The 19,522-nt window shown below is 32.1% G+C and carries 9 protein-coding genes; 7 read left to right on the top strand and 2 right to left on the bottom strand.

The features are described from left to right. Nucleotides 1-86 precede the first annotated feature (86 nt). The 4 genes from CCC31_RS06150 (at nucleotide 87) to CCC31_RS06135 (ending at nucleotide 3,383) form a co-directional block, all read left to right on the top strand. Nucleotides 87-230 (top strand): CD1871A family CXXC motif-containing protein, encoded by a 144-nt coding sequence (locus CCC31_RS06150; protein ID WP_009263530.1) that lies wholly within the window; start codon nucleotides 87-89, stop codon nucleotides 228-230. Beyond that, nucleotides 223-1,110, top strand: coding sequence for a 4Fe-4S binding protein (locus CCC31_RS06145; RefSeq protein WP_147585378.1), 888 nt, complete (start codon nucleotides 223-225; stop codon nucleotides 1,108-1,110). Before CCC31_RS06150 ends, CCC31_RS06145 begins: the two co-directional genes overlap by 8 nt. A gap of 41 nt (nucleotides 1,111-1,151) precedes the next feature. Then, nucleotides 1,152-2,054, top strand: coding sequence for a TlpA disulfide reductase family protein (locus CCC31_RS06140; RefSeq protein ID WP_147585379.1), 903 nt, complete (start codon nucleotides 1,152-1,154; stop codon nucleotides 2,052-2,054). A 177-nt stretch (nucleotides 2,055-2,231) separates the two neighbouring features. After that, complete coding sequence (locus CCC31_RS06135; RefSeq protein ID WP_290850311.1) at nucleotides 2,232-3,383, top strand: hypothetical protein; 1,152 nt, start codon at nucleotides 2,232-2,234, stop codon at nucleotides 3,381-3,383. A gap of 96 nt (nucleotides 3,384-3,479) precedes the next feature. Here CCC31_RS06135 and ppk1 read toward each other — a convergent pair whose 3' ends face one another. Both ppk1 and CCC31_RS06125 read right to left on the bottom strand, forming a co-directional pair. Then, the gene (ppk1, locus tag CCC31_RS06130) at nucleotides 3,480-5,609 is read right to left on the bottom strand and encodes a polyphosphate kinase 1 (protein ID WP_290850309.1); all 2,130 of its coding nucleotides are present in this window, start codon (nucleotides 5,607-5,609) and stop codon (nucleotides 3,480-3,482) included. Nucleotides 5,610-5,750: 141 nt separating this feature from the next. After that, nucleotides 5,751-6,659, bottom strand: a complete 909-nt coding sequence (locus CCC31_RS06125) for a phosphatase (RefSeq protein ID WP_290850307.1) — start codon at nucleotides 6,657-6,659, stop codon at nucleotides 5,751-5,753. A gap of 480 nt (nucleotides 6,660-7,139) precedes the next feature. Between CCC31_RS06125 and CCC31_RS06120 the strand changes: the two genes are divergently transcribed. The 3 genes from CCC31_RS06120 (at nucleotide 7,140) to CCC31_RS06110 (ending at nucleotide 19,521) form a co-directional block, all read left to right on the top strand. Next, nucleotides 7,140-9,740 carry a beta-1,3-glucanase family protein gene (locus CCC31_RS06120; protein WP_290850305.1) on the top strand — a complete coding sequence of 867 codons (2,601 nt, stop codon included), beginning with the start codon at nucleotides 7,140-7,142 and terminating at the stop codon, nucleotides 9,738-9,740. Between the two features lie 386 nt (nucleotides 9,741-10,126). Beyond that, complete coding sequence (locus CCC31_RS06115; RefSeq protein WP_290850303.1) at nucleotides 10,127-15,904, top strand: PKD domain-containing protein; 5,778 nt, start codon at nucleotides 10,127-10,129, stop codon at nucleotides 15,902-15,904. A 50-nt stretch (nucleotides 15,905-15,954) separates the two neighbouring features. Continuing rightward, complete coding sequence (locus CCC31_RS06110) at nucleotides 15,955-19,521, top strand: HYD1 signature containing ADP-ribosyltransferase family protein (protein ID WP_290850301.1); 3,567 nt, start codon at nucleotides 15,955-15,957, stop codon at nucleotides 19,519-19,521. The last annotated feature ends 1 nt before the right edge of the window (nucleotide 19,522 follow it).

Genomic DNA, 19,522 nt, shown 5'->3' with positions numbered 1-19,522 from the left:
CCTGCTTCTTAACAATAATTTTACAACCTATATTGTATAATACCAAAGTCAGCTGGTCAACAATACAACAAAAAAGGAGCAACATTATGTTGAAATACCAAAAAACATGTCAAATCATTCTGCTTATCCTTGGTGTATCCATGATAAGCTATGGTGCAGTCAGAGGTGAGGCGGCTACAGTGCTTGGTAAAGCAATAAAACTATGTCTGGAGTGTGTCGGAATTGGATAAGGAAAAGAAATTACTATCAAGAAAACTGGCAAAAATACGTGGCTGGATACAGGCCGCAGCAACGCTGCTGACCAATATTCATATTCCAAATTTATTTAAGGGTAAAATATATCAGGGCAATGCAAAAACAGTATGCGTACCCGGATTAAACTGCTACTCCTGCCCTGCCGCGACAGGAGCCTGTCCAATAGGGGCATTTCAGGCAGTTGTCGGATCATCAAAATTTAAGTTTTCATACTACATAACCGGATTTTTTATTTTACTTGGTGTAACTCTCGGCAGATTTATATGTGGTTTTTTGTGCCCATTTGGATGGTTTCAGGATTTACTTCATAAAATCCCCGGAAAGAAATTATCCACAGCCAAACTAAAGCCTCTTAGGTACCTAAAATATGTCATTCTTATTGTTTTCGTTATACTTCTTCCGATGCTTGTAACGAACTCTATAGGAATGGGAGACCCGTTCTTCTGCAAATATATCTGTCCTCAGGGTGTTTTAGAGGGTGCTATACCGTTATCTATTGGAAATGCTGCTATCCGTTCTGCGCTGGGAAAGCTTTTTTCTTTCAAGTGTATGATTTTAATTGCAGTGATTGTACTAAGTATCTTATTTTACAGACCCTTCTGTAAATGGATTTGTCCGCTTGGAGCAATCTACTCATTATTTAATAAGGTCAGCCTGCTCAAAATCACCGTTGATAGCAGCAAATGTGTCGAATGCGGTCAATGCTCAAAGGCATGTAAGATGGATGTGGATGTGTGTAAGACACCGGATCACCCCGAGTGCATACGCTGCGGTGCCTGCATAAAGGCCTGTCCGAAGGACGCCATCTGCTACCGGTTTATGGGAAAATCATGTCAAAAAAATGACAACAGATAGCTATTAAACATTTTACTATTATTTTAAAGGAGAAATTACTCATGAAAAACAAATTATTATTTATTTCTATTTTTACACTCTGCATAGCATTATCACTTACAGCATGTGGCTTAAAGCAAGCTTCCACAACAGATTCTAAGAACACTCAGACTGAAGCCGGCTCAGAAGCATCCGGCAAATCAGATTCCAGGCTTGATGATTTATATCAGCAGGAAAATCAGCTTTTTGCAGATCACGCTGATGTGTGGAACAAGGCATTTGGCATGATGAACAAAAGTGACGCCGATCCAAACGGAAATTATGCTGATTATCTTGCCGGTACCGTAGAATCAAACAAGAATTCATTCACAGACGATGAGCTTAAAACACTTAATGAGGATATTGAAACCATACGAAAAATCGAGGAACAGATAGCAGAGCTTGAAAACAAAAATACATCATCAGACGATAACAAGAAGGATAGCTCTAAAGCCTCATCTGTATTCAGTGATTTTTCCGGTGAGGATTTTGATGGCAATAAGGTTGATGACAGCCTGTTTTCCGGTAATGCAGTAACAGTCGTCAATTTCTGGTTTACCGGCTGCAAACCATGTGTCGCTGAATTATCCAAGCTTAACGAATTAAATGATGCTATCAAATCAATGGGCGGAGAAGTTGTTGGCATCAACACTGAGACCTTCGATGGCAATAAAACAGCTATCAAAGAGGCTGCCTCTGTTCTTGAAAGCCAGGGTGTCAAATATCGTAATCTGTCAATTGACTCCTCTAGTGCTGCCGGTAAATATGCCTCAGAAATCATGGCCTTTCCAACAACTATACTTGTTGACAGAAATGGCAATATTGTAGGCGAACCAATGCTCGGCGGAATTGATAACAAGGACAACTATGATGCCCTTATGAAGCAGATTCAGTCTGTAATTGATGCAGACAGCACAAATAAATAGATGTCTACATATAAAAAGCTCCTGTGCATTGCACAGAGAGCTTTTTTTGAACATTACTATAATGTCAAGGAATCGCTCTTAATTGTCGTTGGGGAAAGAGTAATTATAAAGCGTTGAAATAAATCTCTTAATATAATAAAATTAAGATAAGAAAAAATATATTAAGGAGAGGGTGTTATGAACGTTAAAAAAATCATTATTTATGCAATGTTTACAGTTATAATTTTAATAACCAGTGGCTGTTCAAATGATAATATAGAATATACAAAAAGTGATAAGAAGGAAGAAAAAGGCATTGAAATTAATGAGAAAAATTTTCCGAGTGAATATGTAAGAGAATTAGTCAGCGAATCCTTTGATTCCAATAATGACAATCAATTGAGCCAAAATGAAATTGATGCAGTAACAGAATTATGGATAGATCCTGATGATACATATACTTATATGGATGGATTGGATAATAGTAATTTCAAATATTCTGTTATTGACTGTAGAGGACTGGAAATATTTAAAAATGTAGAGAAAATAAGAATCTGTGTGGAAATTGTTGAACATAATGATGAAATAATAGAAGAATATGGCTTGTTAAATTTTGAAAAATTATATGAATTAGATAAAGTTAAAGAATTGTTTATATCAGGAGAAAAATATAAAGCAAAATATGAATTAAATCGCTTCCCAAATTTGGAAAAAGTACAATTGAACTATATTAAAAATTTAGATCAAATAAAATTTGGAGATAAAATAAAACAGATAAAATTTAATTCTGTATATACCGATAGTGTTATTGACCTTTCAAAAATACATAACTTAGAAAGATTTAAGGCAATAGGATTTAATTGTAATGGCATCGTGTATGGTCAAAATGAGAAACTTAAAAATATTTCCATGAAAGAAATAGGTAAAGGAATAAAAGAAATAGATGTATCAAAGTTAAAGAATTTAAGAAGACTTGAAGTATGGTACTCAAAATATTTAAAAAATATTAAAATTGGAAAAATAAAAAATATAGATTTATATGAATGCAAAGGAATAAAAGAATTAGATATATCGAAATGTGATAAATTGAAGAGAGTGACAGTAATAGCTACGGGAATTGATAAAGTGCGAATGAGTAAAACGCCATCAATAAATCATTTATGTTTATCATTTAATAAAATAGAAAACATTGATTTAACAAATGCAAAAATTCATTCTCTTTCTTTGCAAGGAAATCCTATAAAAAACATAGATGTATCAAAGGCAAAGAGGATTGATAAGATATATGTAAAAAAATGTCAAAATGTAAAAAAAGGAGATAAACAACAAATTAAAATAATAAGGAGGTAGCATATGAGAAAAAAGCATCCGGTTTTTATATGCATTACTGTAATCAGTAAATAAGTATATAAAACCGGATGCTTTTTATAGAAGAATGTAAAAGTCTTATCCAAATTTTCTTTTGATTTCAGCTATAAAATCTTTCGGGTTAAAAGATTTACTTTCGGAGTTTGCGTTTCCTGCATTTCTTTTTGCTTCGTTCATTAATACGGTATGATTATCGATTGGCTCATTGCTTGTAATTATGGAACGGTATGTGCCGTCACTACGCATAATACGGGCTTTTGTGTTATCAGCCTGTTGAACTTCAATAAAATGCATTATTTTTTCTTTTACAGTTTTATCTTTAATAGGACATCCTACTTCTACACGTTTATCCATATTTCTTGTCATAAAATCGGCTGATGAAATATACATAATTTCATCATTTCCGGAGCCAAATAAATATATTCGGGAGTGTTCTAAGTATCTTCCAACAATACTCTTTATAAAGATATTATCAGTTTTTCCTTCAACCTGAGGAAGAATGCAGCAAATACCACGAACAATCATCTGAATATTAACACCGGCAAGAGAAGCCTCAGCTAATTTATTAATAAGAGTCAGGTCAGATATTGAATTGAATTTAACAAAAATACGTCCTTTTGTTCCTTTAGCAATTTCTCTATCAATAAGTTTAATAATTTCTGACTTCATTGAATTAGGGGCAACAAGCAAGGTGGAATAGTTTCCTTCAAGATTCCCAATTGCCATGTTTTTGAAAAATTCATTTGTGTCAGTTCCTATTTCCATGTCAGAGGTCATAAGTGAAAAATCAGTATATTGTTTTGATGTCTTTTCGTTGTAATTTCCGGTGCCTATCTGGGTAATATAGGAAATTTTCCCACGCTCTCTTCTTGTGATAAGGCAAACCTTTGAGTGAACTTTATAACCTTCAAATCCGTAAATTATACGGCAGCCTGCCTGTTCTAAACGTTGTGACCAGTCAATGTTATTTTGCTCATCAAATCTGGCTCGTAATTCTATAAGTACAGTTACATCTTTATCATTTTCTGCAGCTGCACATAAATAGTCTACAATTTTAGCATTTTTTGCAAGACGATATATTGATATCTTTATTGAAATAACAGAGTTATCATATGCAGCCTCCTTAAGTAATTTTAAAAACGGATTCATACTTTCATATGGATAGGAAAGTAATAAATCTTTTTTCTGCAGTTGTTTTATTATGCTTTCATTTAATCGGATATCATTACTTGGCTGTGGCTCAAATGGTGGATATACTAATTCACTTTTCACACTACCTGATATTTTGTCTTCTAAACCAAATGCGTAGGACATTGTTAAAGGTGAAGAAGTAATGAAGACCTGAACTTTGGTCAATTCCAATTTTTCACATAAAAAGCGAAGAAAATTACCACTGATTTTATTCTTTAATTCAAGCCTTACCGGAGCAAGTCTTTTTCTTGAATTTAACAATTGTTGCATTGCATCACGGAAATCTTCATCTACATCAAATGCCTCATCTCCGGAAGAAATATCCGCATTTCGTGTTACTGAAAACACTGTACTTTCAAGAATTTTATATGAATTAAATATTGTATCAGCAAAATAGGAAACCACATCACTTGTAAACACATATCTAATATCTGCACCGGGAAGAAAAATTACTTCAGGAAGAGCAGTCGGAATAGGAATTATACCAAATAACTCAGCATCTTTCTTCTCATTATCATTAGCTAATGTAGCACCGACATATATGTTTTTGTTTACTAAAAACGGAAATGGATGATGAGGGTCGATTATTTGAGGCGAAAGAATAGGATTAATTTGTGTCAAAAAATAGTTCTTAAGATATTTTAATTCTTTTTTCTCAATTTCATTCATTCTCAGACCGTGAACACCATATGTTTTTAGTTGCTCAGTAACATTTTCATAAATCTCATCTCTGAAATTAATTAAAGGTTTTACAACAAAAAAAATTGCTTCAAGCTGTTCAGATGGATTCATTCCTGTTTTATTATCTTTATGATTACTTTTAATCTGGCTCAAATCATGAAGTGTACCAACACGAATCATAAAAAATTCATCAAGATTACTTGTGAAGATTGATATAAATTTAAGACGGTCTAATAAAGGTACTGTTTCGTCTGTAGCCTCGGATAAAACACGCTGGTTAAATCTAAGCCACGACAATTCTCTATTTTGTGTATAATTTTGTAATTTCTCTTTCATTCAAATCTCCTTATGTGATTGTTATCTATAGTTTTTAAGTGAATATATTTTTATCTTGTGGACCGGATATTAATAGGTAAAAGTGCATTTGACACCATCAGTACAAAATGAATATTCTGTCTACAAGTAAAATGTAGTGGTTTAAAAAGTCTTGCCTTCCAATATATTTAAAAGATATCCTTCACGTACACCATATGGACTCACAGTGAAATTAGTGCAACCGTAATGCTCGGCAATTGAATTTATAATTGAAATTCCGGGTATTATTGTGTGGATACGTCCGGGAGTAGCTTTTATGATTGCCGATACTAATTTAGGCTTGTCTTTTTTTGCTGATTTCAAAATTTTGCTTAATCGTTTGCATTCAAAACCCGTATATCCTGAGTTCTCGTTAAAAAGCTCGTCGCTTAATTTACAACAGGCACGTGCAGAACCACCTACGCCAAACAAAACGGTTGAGTTAACAGCTTCAGGCGAAAGAGGTAGGGTATTAAGAATTTCACTTACATGATTATTGATATTTTTGATTTCTGATTTAGTAGGAATGATATCTTCAACATAATTTGTGTACATATTTAATGAACCAACAGGTATTGAGCATGTAGACAATAATTTTCCGTTTTCAAAATAAACAAGTTCAGTACTTCCTCCGCCTACATCAACTAATAAGCCGTTTCCGGATGAAATGCTTTTCATTGCACCATAGTAATCGTACAAAGCCTCTTCTTTGCCGGAAATGATTTCAATATCAAAACTAAAATGTTTTTTAATTTCAGCTAAAACTTCTTCTGAGTTACTGATATTTCGTAATGAAGCGGTTGCAAATGCATGAACTTCTTTTACAGCCACACTTTCTAATATAATTTGAAATTTGCTTAAGGCTTCGATAGCTTTTAAAATACCTTTTTTCGAAAGCATATTGTTATTGTCAATATAACCGGCAAGCCCGGCAGGAATTTTAGAATTAAGCATTTGCTGAATCTCATTGTTTATTACTTTATATAAAACCATTCGTATTGTATTTGAACCTATATCTATAATTGCGTACATATAAACCTCCGGAAAATCTGATTTAAAATATTTAAAAAGAAATTGCAAATTAATTAGCAAAATTTATGTAATTAATAAGAGAACATTAGTTTAAATATTTTATTGATAGTATTTACATATAGAAGAAATTATAAACAGTCAAAGTAAAATCTAAATATGACCAATGTATATTGTACATAAAATTAATAAGTAACATAAATCATAGGCGAAAGTGAATAAAAATATTTTTGTTTAGAGAAATTATTTAGTAAAATCCAATAAAAAATTACGCGAAAAATTCAATAAAAAACAAAATTGAAAACAACAAAATACAATAAATGCCAAAAATAGAAAAGAAATTAAAAAATAATGTTACCATAATAAAATTTGAACCCTTTTTTTTAGTAAAATAAAAAGGTAAAAATAGTATATAAGAAAAAGTACTTATCGCGATTGAGAAGCGATATCACAAAAAAATAAAAATATTTTTAGGAGGGTTTTATGAGAACATTGAACCGTTTTGCACCAGGATTCAAAAGAATTATGGTTGCAGTCTTAGCTATTGCTATGCTCGTATCTTCAGTTTCATTTTCAAAAGGTACAAATGCAAAAGCAGCAGCATCAACTATTGGAAGCGCAGAAGACTATTCTGTAACAGCAACGGACGTATCAGACAGTCTTTGCAGAATCACATTTACACCAACAAATCCGGCAGCTTATGTAATTATTCATTACAAAGTTAACGATGGAGAGCAGGTTAATGTTGGAATGAACGCTAAGGGTTCATGTTTCGAATACGATATCAACAATGTTAAAAAAGGTGATAAAATCGATTGCTCATTTACATATAACAAAGGTGGACTTCAGTATGATTCATCAATGATGACATACACAACAGGATCAGCTCCTGTAACAGATACAAGTATTGAAGCACCATTTGGTTTAGTAGTTGCAAGTCCTGCAAATGGAGAAATCAGTGTAGTATGGGGAAGAGGAAACGTTGACTCATATAATGTTTACATTGACAATGCATTAGTAGGAAGCAAGTTGGGATGTGGATATTATGTTTATAAAGGATATGCAGCAGGCACTCATACAGTAAAAGTTACTACAGTAAGTGGTAATAAAGAATCAGCAGCTGCAACAGCTAGCGTAAATGTTACAGGTTCTGTTGCCCCAACAACAAAGGCACCTGAAACAACAACAAAAGCGCCACAGACAACAAAGGCACCTGAAACTACAACAAAGGCGCCACAGACAACAAAGGCACCTACATCAAATATTGAAGCACCATTTGGATTAGTAGTAGGAAATCCTGAAGCAGGAAAAATCAGTGTAGTATGGGGAAGAGGAAATATTGACTCATACAATGTTTACATTGATGGTAAGAGAGTAGCATCAGCTGTAGGTTGCGGATATTATGTATATGAAGGATATGCAGCAGGAAGTCATACAGTAGCAATTACTACAACAAAGAACGGAAATGAATCAGCACAGACTACAATGACAGTAAATGTTGCACAGTCAGCAGTTGCCCCAACAACAAAAGCACCAGAAACAACAAAGGTACCACAGACAACAAAGGCACCACAGACAACAAAGGCACCTGAAACTACAACAAAGGCACCACAGACAACAGAAGCAATTGGGGTTGACTCAAGTCTTCCTGCACCATTTGGTTTGGTCGCTTCATCACCTGTAAATAATCAGATTACAGTAGTATGGGGATATGGAAAAATTAACTCATACAATGTATATGTAGATGATACAAGAGTTGCAAAGAAAGTAGGATGTGGCTCATACAAGTTTAAAAATATCGTAGCAGGAACACACACAGTTTCAGTTGCTACATATAAAGATGGAAAAGAATCAGCAAAAGTAAGCGTAACAGTAACAGTTAACGGTTTAACTGAAATTGTTACAACAGCACCGGCTGAAAAACCAACATACAGTGAAGCAATTCCTGAAACAAGAGCAGACTTAAAAGCAAACGATGACAGAATGTATTTCCAGATGAACAATAAGACAAAAGGTCAGTATTCAGATGATCAGGTTTATTGGTGCATACTTGGAAAGAATCCAAAAACACATGAATTATGTTATGTTGATACAAATGGAAATTTAATCCCTGTAAGCTTATCAATGAATACAGTTAAAAAGGGAGACAGAATGTGTGCAAATATCTGCAACACATTAGCTCAGAAAGATTATGTTTATATGCCTGACATTGAATCAGGAAGAATGTACTTAAGCTATGGTTCACCTGTTTATATTACAATTAACCAGGGTGCAGATGGAAATATGGGATTTGCAGGACCTGACCTTAACAATGCATCAGACCCTAATGCAGATGTATTATTTGAATTTATTGAATTTACAATTACAAACAAAGAATACTGGGGCAACACATCAAGAGTAGATTTCTATAGCTTCCCAATGGCTACAAGATTAATTGGTGAAGGTGGATGGAACAACTTCCCTGGTGATGCAGATGTTTACGATAAGACAGTAGGTGATTTAGGAACAAGAGCAGAAATGTTTGCGGCATTTAAAAATGAAGTACCTGCTGCATTCCAGACATTACTTACAGACAAGAGAATTATGGCACCATGTAAACTTACATTCAACGAAGGAAAGCAGTATTCAAATTATTTTGATAACTATATCAATAAATTCTGGTCAAAATATTCTACACAGGATTTAGTATTCTCATGTGATGCCGGAACATTCAGAGGACGTGTACATGGAGATACAATGGTATTTACAAAAGACGGTGTTGGTGGAACATACACAATTTACAAGCCAACAACTCAGGATGTATTAGAAGGAAAAGGCAACATGGCAAGAGGTAACTCAACAGAATTAGTTATCGAAGCACAGCTTTGCGCAGCATTTAACAGAGGTGTTGCAACAGAACCTGAAAATTATGATAATGAAAGTGCTTACTATAAGAATAGCAATTCAAACTTCTATTCAGGATTCTTCCACAATCATTCATTTGACAGACTTGCATATGGCTTCTGCTATGATGATGTAAATGACCACAGCACATTATTACATTACACAAATCCAACAGGATTAATCATTGATCTTAAGTGGTAAGAAATTAATAAACTGTAAACGGAAATAGAAATAAAAGACGTTGTTCTTACAATGAAAATTGTAAGGATGACGTCTTTTATATAATAAATAATTGTTAGATTTGCATCTATAAATAAATATATAAAGTAATCGGAGTTGTATATAAATATATTGATACAATATTAAAAATTTATTAATATAAAAAATATGTAGACAAAACATAAACAATGTATTACTATACAAAATAGTTAAACGATAATGTTTAAACAAAAAAGAAAAAAGGAGAAGATGGGATAGAGGGGTTTTAACCATTTTCAAATTTGTTTTCTTTAGTTATTGGTATGAGTAGTAGTAAAAACTTAAGAAAATATTTATAATGAAAAAATTCTAATATTCTGTAAAAAAGTATGAACAAATTATTTAAGAAAATGATTGCATTTATTCTTATATTTGCAATTATGACAACAAGTATCAATTTATCTGTATTCGCAGATATAGTCTCAGGACCGATTATGTATAACAATACTTCTTATGACACAATTGAGGAAGCTGTAAATAAGGCAACAGAAGATGGAGATGAAAATCCGGTAATTTATCTGAAAAGAAATATTGAATTTGGTGGGAGTGTAACACTTTCAGAAAATCAACATATGACAATTAGTTCGAATGATGAAAATAAAGTTGTGATAAGTTTTACATGTAATACAACAAAGTCAGATACGTTTTTCACAGTACCGGAAACAGCAAATTTAACATTTCAAAATATTGATGTAGAAGGAAATAGAGTTAAAACTACACAGGAAGATGGAAAAGTAAAATATGAAAATAAATATGCGGCGAACAAGAGCTTTATTATTGTAAAAGGAAAGGTAGTTCTAAATAATACAATATTTAGGAATTTTTCAGTAAATGATGATAAATCTATTTTTGAATTGAATAATGGTGCGTTAGAAATGGATAAGAACTCTGGAATTACAGAATGTGATAATCAGGGGATTTATGCAAGCAATGCTCTGATCAGAGTATATAATAAGGGCAATATAACTGGTGGAACAGTTTCAAATGTTAGAGGGTGGTATGATATTGGAGTAGGATGTGTTTTCTATTCTAATGATTTATTGGAAGTAAGTGATGTAAATATTAGTAATGTTGTAATAAGAGTTGCAAGAGCCAAGGAATTCACAATGAATAATTGTGATATTAGTGAGATATATTCATATGGTGAAGCGATAGATGCAGAAAAATTATATATTAAAAATTCAAAGTTTTATCATAATGGTTCTCATTACGGAACAAGTACATTAGCATTTGATTATGGTGAGATTATAAATACATCATTTGAAAAGGAATATGTAAGATATGGTTGGACAAATATTTTAGTAAGAAAAAGAGCAGTTATGGCTGGTGTAAAGTTTGTTAATAACAGGAACGATATTAAGATTGAAAAGAATGCTTCGGTTATTGTTAAAGAAGGAAAGATAGATAGTGAAAAATTTGGCAAGGATATTGAAGTAAATTCAAATGAATTTAGCGGTAATTCAATGTGTGCATTTTTTGTTGATAGTACAGCAACACTTATTGTTGAAGAAGGAACGTTTAGTGGGAACAATAATGATATGGGTGGTGCAATTAATAATCAGGGTAATACAATATTAAAAAAAGTATCTATTTTTGATAATAAGGCTAGGAATAGTAATGATAAGAATGTTAATAAGGTTACATATGGAAACGGAATTTATAATAATGGCACATTAGAGGTATATAGCTTAGCAAACATTCAGGATCAGATTATGCTTGGAGAAGGTAAAATAGTTACCGTTAAAGAAAAACTTATGTATCCTATAGATATTGTTGTAGAGGAGATAATTGGAGATGAATTTAGAGCTATTGCGCAATATGAGACGGAAGAATCAGAGGCAGATGCTTATATAAATGCTACAGAAGCTATATGGAAATTATCATCAGTAACAGACGATAAGCAGGATAATATTACAGCCAGTGGAAACAGAATTGGATTAGTTAGTGAAATTAATACACAGAATATTAAGTGTGTTGACAATAATAATCAACCTATAGAAGGAGTGAATTTTACTCTTTGGAAAGTAATTAATGGAAGAAAATATAAAATGGGAATTACGGGGGCTACAAATGAAGATGGCATACTCGAAATTGTACGTTTGCAAAAAGGAGATTATTCAGTAACATTAGATAAATATCCTGATGGATATTATCCAAATGAAAAAATAGATTATTTATTTACTACATCAAATGATAATACAGTAAAAATTATAAATCTTGGAGAGTTTAATGCAGAACCGACAGCGATTATTACATTAGATAAGGAAAAGTTTGAAGTAGGTGAGACAGTAAACTTTTCAGCTGCTGAATCTTATGATGATCATACTGATAAAGAAAATCTTAAATACTCATGGGATTTTGGGGATGGAAAGAAATCTGGCAGCTTAGAAGCAACACATAAATATTATTTGCCGGGAACTTATGTTGTTATATTAACAATTACAGATGAAAAAGGAAGAACAAATACTGCTGTACAGGAGATAGAAGTAGAGGGCTCTGATACATATAGAAAATTAAAAGTAAGGGTTGAATCGACGGAAACAGGTGAATTGCTTACGGGAGTTGACATATATGTGTTAAATGACAATAATGAAGCAATTTGGAATAATTCTAATAAAACAGGTATATTAGAAGTTTATTTATTACCTGGAGAATCATATAGTGTATATGCAGAGGATAAAAATGAAAGGTATTTGCCACGTCAGTCAAAAGTGATAATGGGTGAAGAGGATAAGGAAATAGTATTATATCTTAGCACTAATGATACAGTAAAAGGTAAAGTTACTGCTTCTGAAATGACATATGGAGAGATTAAAGAAGCAGGAATTGACATGGACTGTGATGATAACCAAAGGATTATCAAGTATGAAGTAACTTTAGTATTTGGTCCTAAAGCATCTCAAACATCAGATGTGCGTAGTTGGGAAATTTATTCAGAAGAGGTTTCAGGTGACATAAAAATTAAAGCAAAATCAGAAACTACTTCCGGAGAATTTAAAATCAATACATATATAAAAGGAAATTCAGTCTTTTTCTTAATTGTTGATGGAACTACTAAATATTTGTGTGATATGTTTCATGTGCAATTAGTGGTGTTTAATACTTCAACACAGGAATTTATTACTGATTGCGAAGCAAAATTATGTCTGCCGGATGGATTAGCACTTGCAAAAATGATTGAAGGAAAATCTAATGAAGCAATTAAAAAAATTGGAAGGATTGATAAATCTAGTGAGGCTTGTGCTGATTGGTATGTAAGAGGGGAGAAAAACGGAGATTATAAGGTGTCGACGATTGTAACCGGAAAGATGGATGATGGGACAGGCGAGACGGAACCATATGAATTTATTCATCAGTTTGAATCTCAAGACATTCTTCATGTAACAGGAGAGGCAGCTTTGGAACTGAAGATTGCAGCTAATTCTATTGCATTTTCCGGAAAAGCATATCCTATTAGAATGACATATACAAATGTTTCAGATAAAACTTTATATGGATTGAAGTTTTTCTTTGATAGGGAAGAACAAAAGGCTATTGATGGAACAATATATTTAGAAGAGTATGATACGACACATAAAGTAGTAAACCATCCAGTAGAGAAAATAGAAGGAAAAAATGGTATTTTTTGTGAACGTTTATTACCAGAAGAATCATTTACAATTACATATGTAACAACTATTGAATTCTCTAAATTAAAATCATATTTAAGTGGTATTGTGACAAGAGTTTTAGAAGGTTCAAGTACAACATTTAGAAGCACTTCGTATGAAATTATAGAGGTTCCGGATTATGATAATGATTGGAATATTTGGAAAAATTCAATTGAACATTATGTAGGAGAACCAGTAAATTTGTATACTGGTGGATTTACATATAAATATACAGATATAATTGCAAGGGGAAGACATGAATTAACATTTGAAAGAAATTATGATTCCAGAAGAAAAGTTGATAATGGACTTGGCATAGGATGGTCATCAACATATGATTATGTACTAACAGATGATAGTGAAAACGATGAAATAACTGTTAGTTATCCAAATGGAGAAAAATATATATTTTTTAATCCAAACGATAATGGAATATATGAATCTTATGGTATGTGTGGAAAAACGCTTAAAAAGAATAATAAAGAATATATATTAACTGATGTAGCAAATAAATTAAAATTTGATTGTAATGGTAAGTTGATTTCTATTATAGAGAGTGATGGTTGGGAGACTGTATTAACATATAATAACGGATTGTTGGAAAATGTATCAAGTGATGCAGGCGAGATGAAATTTATTTGGGAAAGCACAGGATATAATGGCGATAATGAAGAAGTGGGTAAGAGTAACACAAATTCATTAGAGGATATTATTAAGAATTATGATCCTGCAAAAATTGAATGGGATGCAAATAAAATAAAAGTCACTCCGAAAAAAATAGAAAATCATATTAAAACGATTAACATCAATGGAGAAAATATCACATTCACTTATAATGGGGATAATCTAGATACAGTTACAAATCTTGATAAAGATACTATGTCATTTAGTTATGATGATAATTATAATCTTATTAGTATAAAAGATTTTGAAAACGTTGAAACTATAAAAAATATTTATGATAGAAAGTGTAGAGTGACTAGTCAGGTATCAAAGGATGAAGGAACATTCACATATACTTATGATGATGAAAAATATAGAAATATATGTAAAGGGGATAATGGATATAAAAATACTGTTGAATATGATGAAAATGGAGCAATCATTCGCGAAATTGCAGGTGATATAACTGAATATACATATAATGGATATGGAAAAGTTGTAGGAGCAAAAGATTCAGATGGTATTGTATATACAGCATATGATAATAACGGAAATATTGTAAAAATGGTATATCAGGATGGAACATATGAAGAGTATACTTATCAAAATAATTTGATGACATCATATACAAACAGAAATGGTGAAATGCAGAAATATGTTTATTCAAATGAAGGACTTTTACTTAAACTCATAGATGCTAATAATAATAGCATATCTTATGAGTATGATGTAAAAGGAAATCTGGTTAAAGAAAAAACAAGTGAAGGCATCGTTATTAAATATACTTATAACAAAGCAGGATTGGTGGCAACAAAGACGGACGGTAATGGAAACGTTATCAGATATACATATGATGATTTTGGGAGGACTGTCAAAGAAACTGATAATGATGGTAATGCAAAAGAGTATACATATTCGAGAGCAGGTAAAGTTTTAAGTGAATCTGATGAAAACAAAAATACTATTAAATATAAAGTAAACAAAAATGGATTTATAACAGAAACTGTAGATACTTGTGGCAATTCTGAAAAAACAACATATAATGCACAGAGCAAGATAACAACAGTTAAATCAAAAGCCGGTTATGAAACAAAGTATGTTTATGATAAAATGGGAAATGTTACATCAGAAACAGATGCGCTTGGTAATAAAGTGAAATACACATATGATTCTTACGGAAATGTGACATCAAGAGTTGATGAAAATGATAATATATGGATGTATTCCTATGATAAGAAAGGGAGACTTAAGTCAATATCAGATCCTTATGAAAATAAAGATACATATATATATGATGACAATGGTTGGTTAATATCAAAGAAAGATGCTAACGGAAATAGCTATTCATATGAATATGATGGAACTGGCAAGGTATTGGCTGAAATTGATGAAGAAGGTAACAGAAAAACATATAACTATGATAGTAATGGCAATTTAATTACAGAGACGGATTTTAACAACAACGTTACTGTTTATACATATGATGGAGATAATAGATTAAAGAAACTAGAAACAGATAAGTGCATAACAAAATATACATATGATAATTGTAATAATGTGATTGCCATTGAAAAAGTAGATAATTCAAAAGAAAATGATAAAGTATCGAAAATATTATATACTTATGATTTCGCCGGTAGAGTGACAAGCTTTACAAATGCTAATAATAGTGCAAAGGGAAGTGATAAAGTATTATATACATATGATAAGGCAGGAAATCTTGCAACTGTAACAAAACAGAATGGGACAATAGATGCCGGAACAATTACAGAAACAATAATCTTGTTTCATTAAAGAATGAAAGAGGATATGAGGAAAAATATGTCTATGATGAGCAAAGCCGATTGGTAAGTAAAACGGATGCAAATGGCGAAGTTTCATTATATGAATATGATTGTGATGACAATCTTACATTTGAATGTAAACCAAACAATTATTCTGAAAAATACGAATATGATGCAGTTGGTAAAGTTAAAAAAATGACATACGCCGAGGGAAAGGGTGAAAATTATTTACCGTATGCTGATTATTTATATGAGTATGATAAAGCAGGACGTTTAATTAGCGAAAAGGCTAAGGATAGTGAGTCCAAGTCGACAGTCGAGTTGGGACACTATACATACGATAAAGCAGGTAATGTGAAAACCATAACAGATGGATTAGGTAATGAAACATCATATGAATATAATAAGCGTGGAGATGTTACTGCTTATAAAGATGGAAATGGAAATGTTACAAGATATAGCTACGATGGAAATGGTAACATTATAAAAAAAGTAGAGGCAAATAATAATGAGATTACTTTTGTATATGATTCAATGAATAATGTTATTGAACAAAAAGAAAGTAGCGGTAAAATTTGCAAATGGGAATACGATGCAAGTGGTAATATTACAAAATATGTAGATTCAGAAGGTCATACGACAAAATATGAGTATGATTTAAATGGAAATAATACTAAGATTGTTGATGCAAAAGGTAACTATGTATCAATGGAATATAACTATTTGAATCTTTTAAGTAAAAAGGAATCTAACGGAAAATTACTTGAAACATATAGTTATGATAATGCTGGAAATTTGATAAAGAAAATAGACAGCAATGGAACTGTGTATACATATGAATATAGTGCAACAAACCAAATCACAAAAATGGTTAAAACATCAAAAAATGGTAAGGCAAAATACAGTGAAATATATTCATATGATAAGGGGGACAATCTAAGTAAAATTACTTATGACGATGGGACAGAAGAGTCGTTTACATATAACGGGAATGGAGATGTTACATCTTATAAGGATAAGAATGGAAATAAGACTTTATATTCATACAGTTATAATGGAAATCTTGTTAAAGTAACGAAACCGGATGGAAACTTTAACTGTTATAGTTATGATGAAAATAACAATTTGACAGTTAAGGAAGAATGTGATGCCAAAACAGGAGAGAGTCATTTGACTAACTATAGTTACGATGCTAATGGTAATTGTACTAGAGAAGGCGTAAGTCTTGGAGAAGATAAAAAATATATATACACTTACTATAAATATGATTGCATGAATAATCTTATAAGTGTAAGTGATTCACCAAATGATGCAAAAGCACCTAATAAGACATATAAATATGATTTAGATAATAATGTTATTGAAAAAACAGAAGGTCAGGATACTATAACTTATTGTTATGACAAGGACGGCAACTTAATTTCAATGATTACACCAAACAACGAGGTGTCGTTTGATAGAGATAACCTTGACAGAATTGTTAATACAAATCAGAATGGAAAGCATGTGTCATACGAATATGATGCTGATGGAAATAAAAGTAAAATAACATATTCTGATGGAAAGGTTGTATCATATGAGTACGATGGAAATGGAAATATTATTTCTTTAAAAAATGATAACAAGTCAACATATTTTACATATGATTATTTAAATAATATAACAGAAAAGTCATCAAATGGTGTTGGTGAAACATATAAGTATGACAACTCACATAATCTCGTTAAGGTGTATGCTACAGAGGGAATAAGAGCTTATCTGATTGACAACTATGAATACGATGCTAATGGAAATATTATAAATCATAAAGAGTCAGGTAGATATACAGAAAAAACAAAGGAAACAAAATATGAATATGATGTTGAAAACAAATTAACCAAAGAAACAATTATTTCAGATGGGAAAGAATCAACAACAAAATATGAATATGATGGTTTTGGCAACTTAATATCAGAAACAAAAGATTCGTATAAAACATATTGCAAATATAATCATTTGAATCAGTTAATAGAGAAATATAATGATAATGATATAGATGCTTCCGGACTAATTAAAGGAATAAAGTATTCATATGACAGTCATGGTAATCTCGCATCAATAAATGATTATAAATCAAGTGTTATTGCGAAATTTAGTGCAACATATAATGAAAATGGACAGATTAAGACAGCTTTCAAAAATGTTAATACAAATGGAATCAAAGATATCACAAGTAACTATGAATATGATGGTTCCGGAAATTTAATAAAAGAAGCAAATGTGGTTCAGTCGTTGACAAATAAGACATCAACAGAGACACAGTATATTTACGACTATACGGAAAAGAACCCGACAGTTTTATCAGAAATAAAAAACAATGGAGTAACAATTGATTATGCATATGGATGTGACAATAAAAAAACAGATGTTACAGTTGATACAAACATACTTTACAAAAAGACTCATGAGACATATAGTGTAAGCACAGACATAATAGGCTCTACAAGATGGGCGTTTGACTCAATAGGAAATGTTTGTGCTAGCACGGAGTATGATGCATGGGGAAATGTAACTGAAAATTCAGGTTTAACTGTTAATGCGTCAGTGCCTACAGTTAATATTACAAAGAGTTATACGGGACATATTTATGATGAGGGAACCAGATTTTGGAATGCAGGCGCAAGAGAATATGATCCGTTTACAAAAAGATTTACATCAATGGATCCAGAAAACGGAAACATATATATGCCGGAAACATTACATAAATATTCATATGCTTCGAACAACCCGGTAATGAATGTTGACTTAAATGGACGCTTTACAACATCAACATTTGAAAAAGCAGCATGTTCGGCTGTAAAAGCGGCAATAGGAGGAATATACACATTTACAGAAACAACGGTTAATGTGTGGAATGATTTTAATAATCTGATAGACAGAATACCGGCTCCGGTAAAGGCAGCGGTAGCAATTGCAGGTACAGGTGTGGCAATTGCATCAGGAGTTGCACCGGGAGCAGCAGTCTTAACAATGGCTATGGCAATGGGAGAAGGAGCAGCGGTAAATCTGGCTTTCTATGCAGTGGGCAGTTATGTTACAGGAAAACAGATGACATGGAAGGATGCTATAAAGACAGCCGGAAAAGGAGCGTTAGACGGAGCATTCCTTAATGGAATAGGACAGGGCATTGCAGGTGCAGGAAGGATTCTGGTTAATAATAAGGCAGGAATAAAGAACTTTTATGTAGACGAGACCGGTTCCGTTAAAATAGATGGGTTAAGTGATGGTAAGAGTGGTAGTACTTCTAATACTTCTAATACTTTATACCATTATACCAATAAGAAAGGTATGAATGGAATTATTGATTCAAATCAATTGAATCCGTCATTGAAAGCTAATAATCCTAAAGATGCTAGATATGGAAATGGTCAATATTTATCAGATATAACACCAGATTCAGTAACGCCAGGGCAGCTTGGAAAGAAATTTATTAATGTTCCAAACAAATACAAATATACCAATTATGTTGAAATAGATGTATCGGAGTTAGATGTGGTAAAAGGTAGAGGTGGAGTTTTTGTAATTCCGAATAAAGTTCCGTTAGATTTAACAAATAGAATTATCAGTTATGGAAAGGTGGGACAATAAA

Source organism: Eubacterium sp. LMAG:50, from assembly GCF_008680265.1.
Classification (GTDB): Bacteria; Bacillota; Clostridia; order Lachnospirales; family Lachnospiraceae; genus Eubacterium_U; species Eubacterium_U album.
This window is presented reverse-complemented; position numbering and strand designations above follow the sequence as displayed.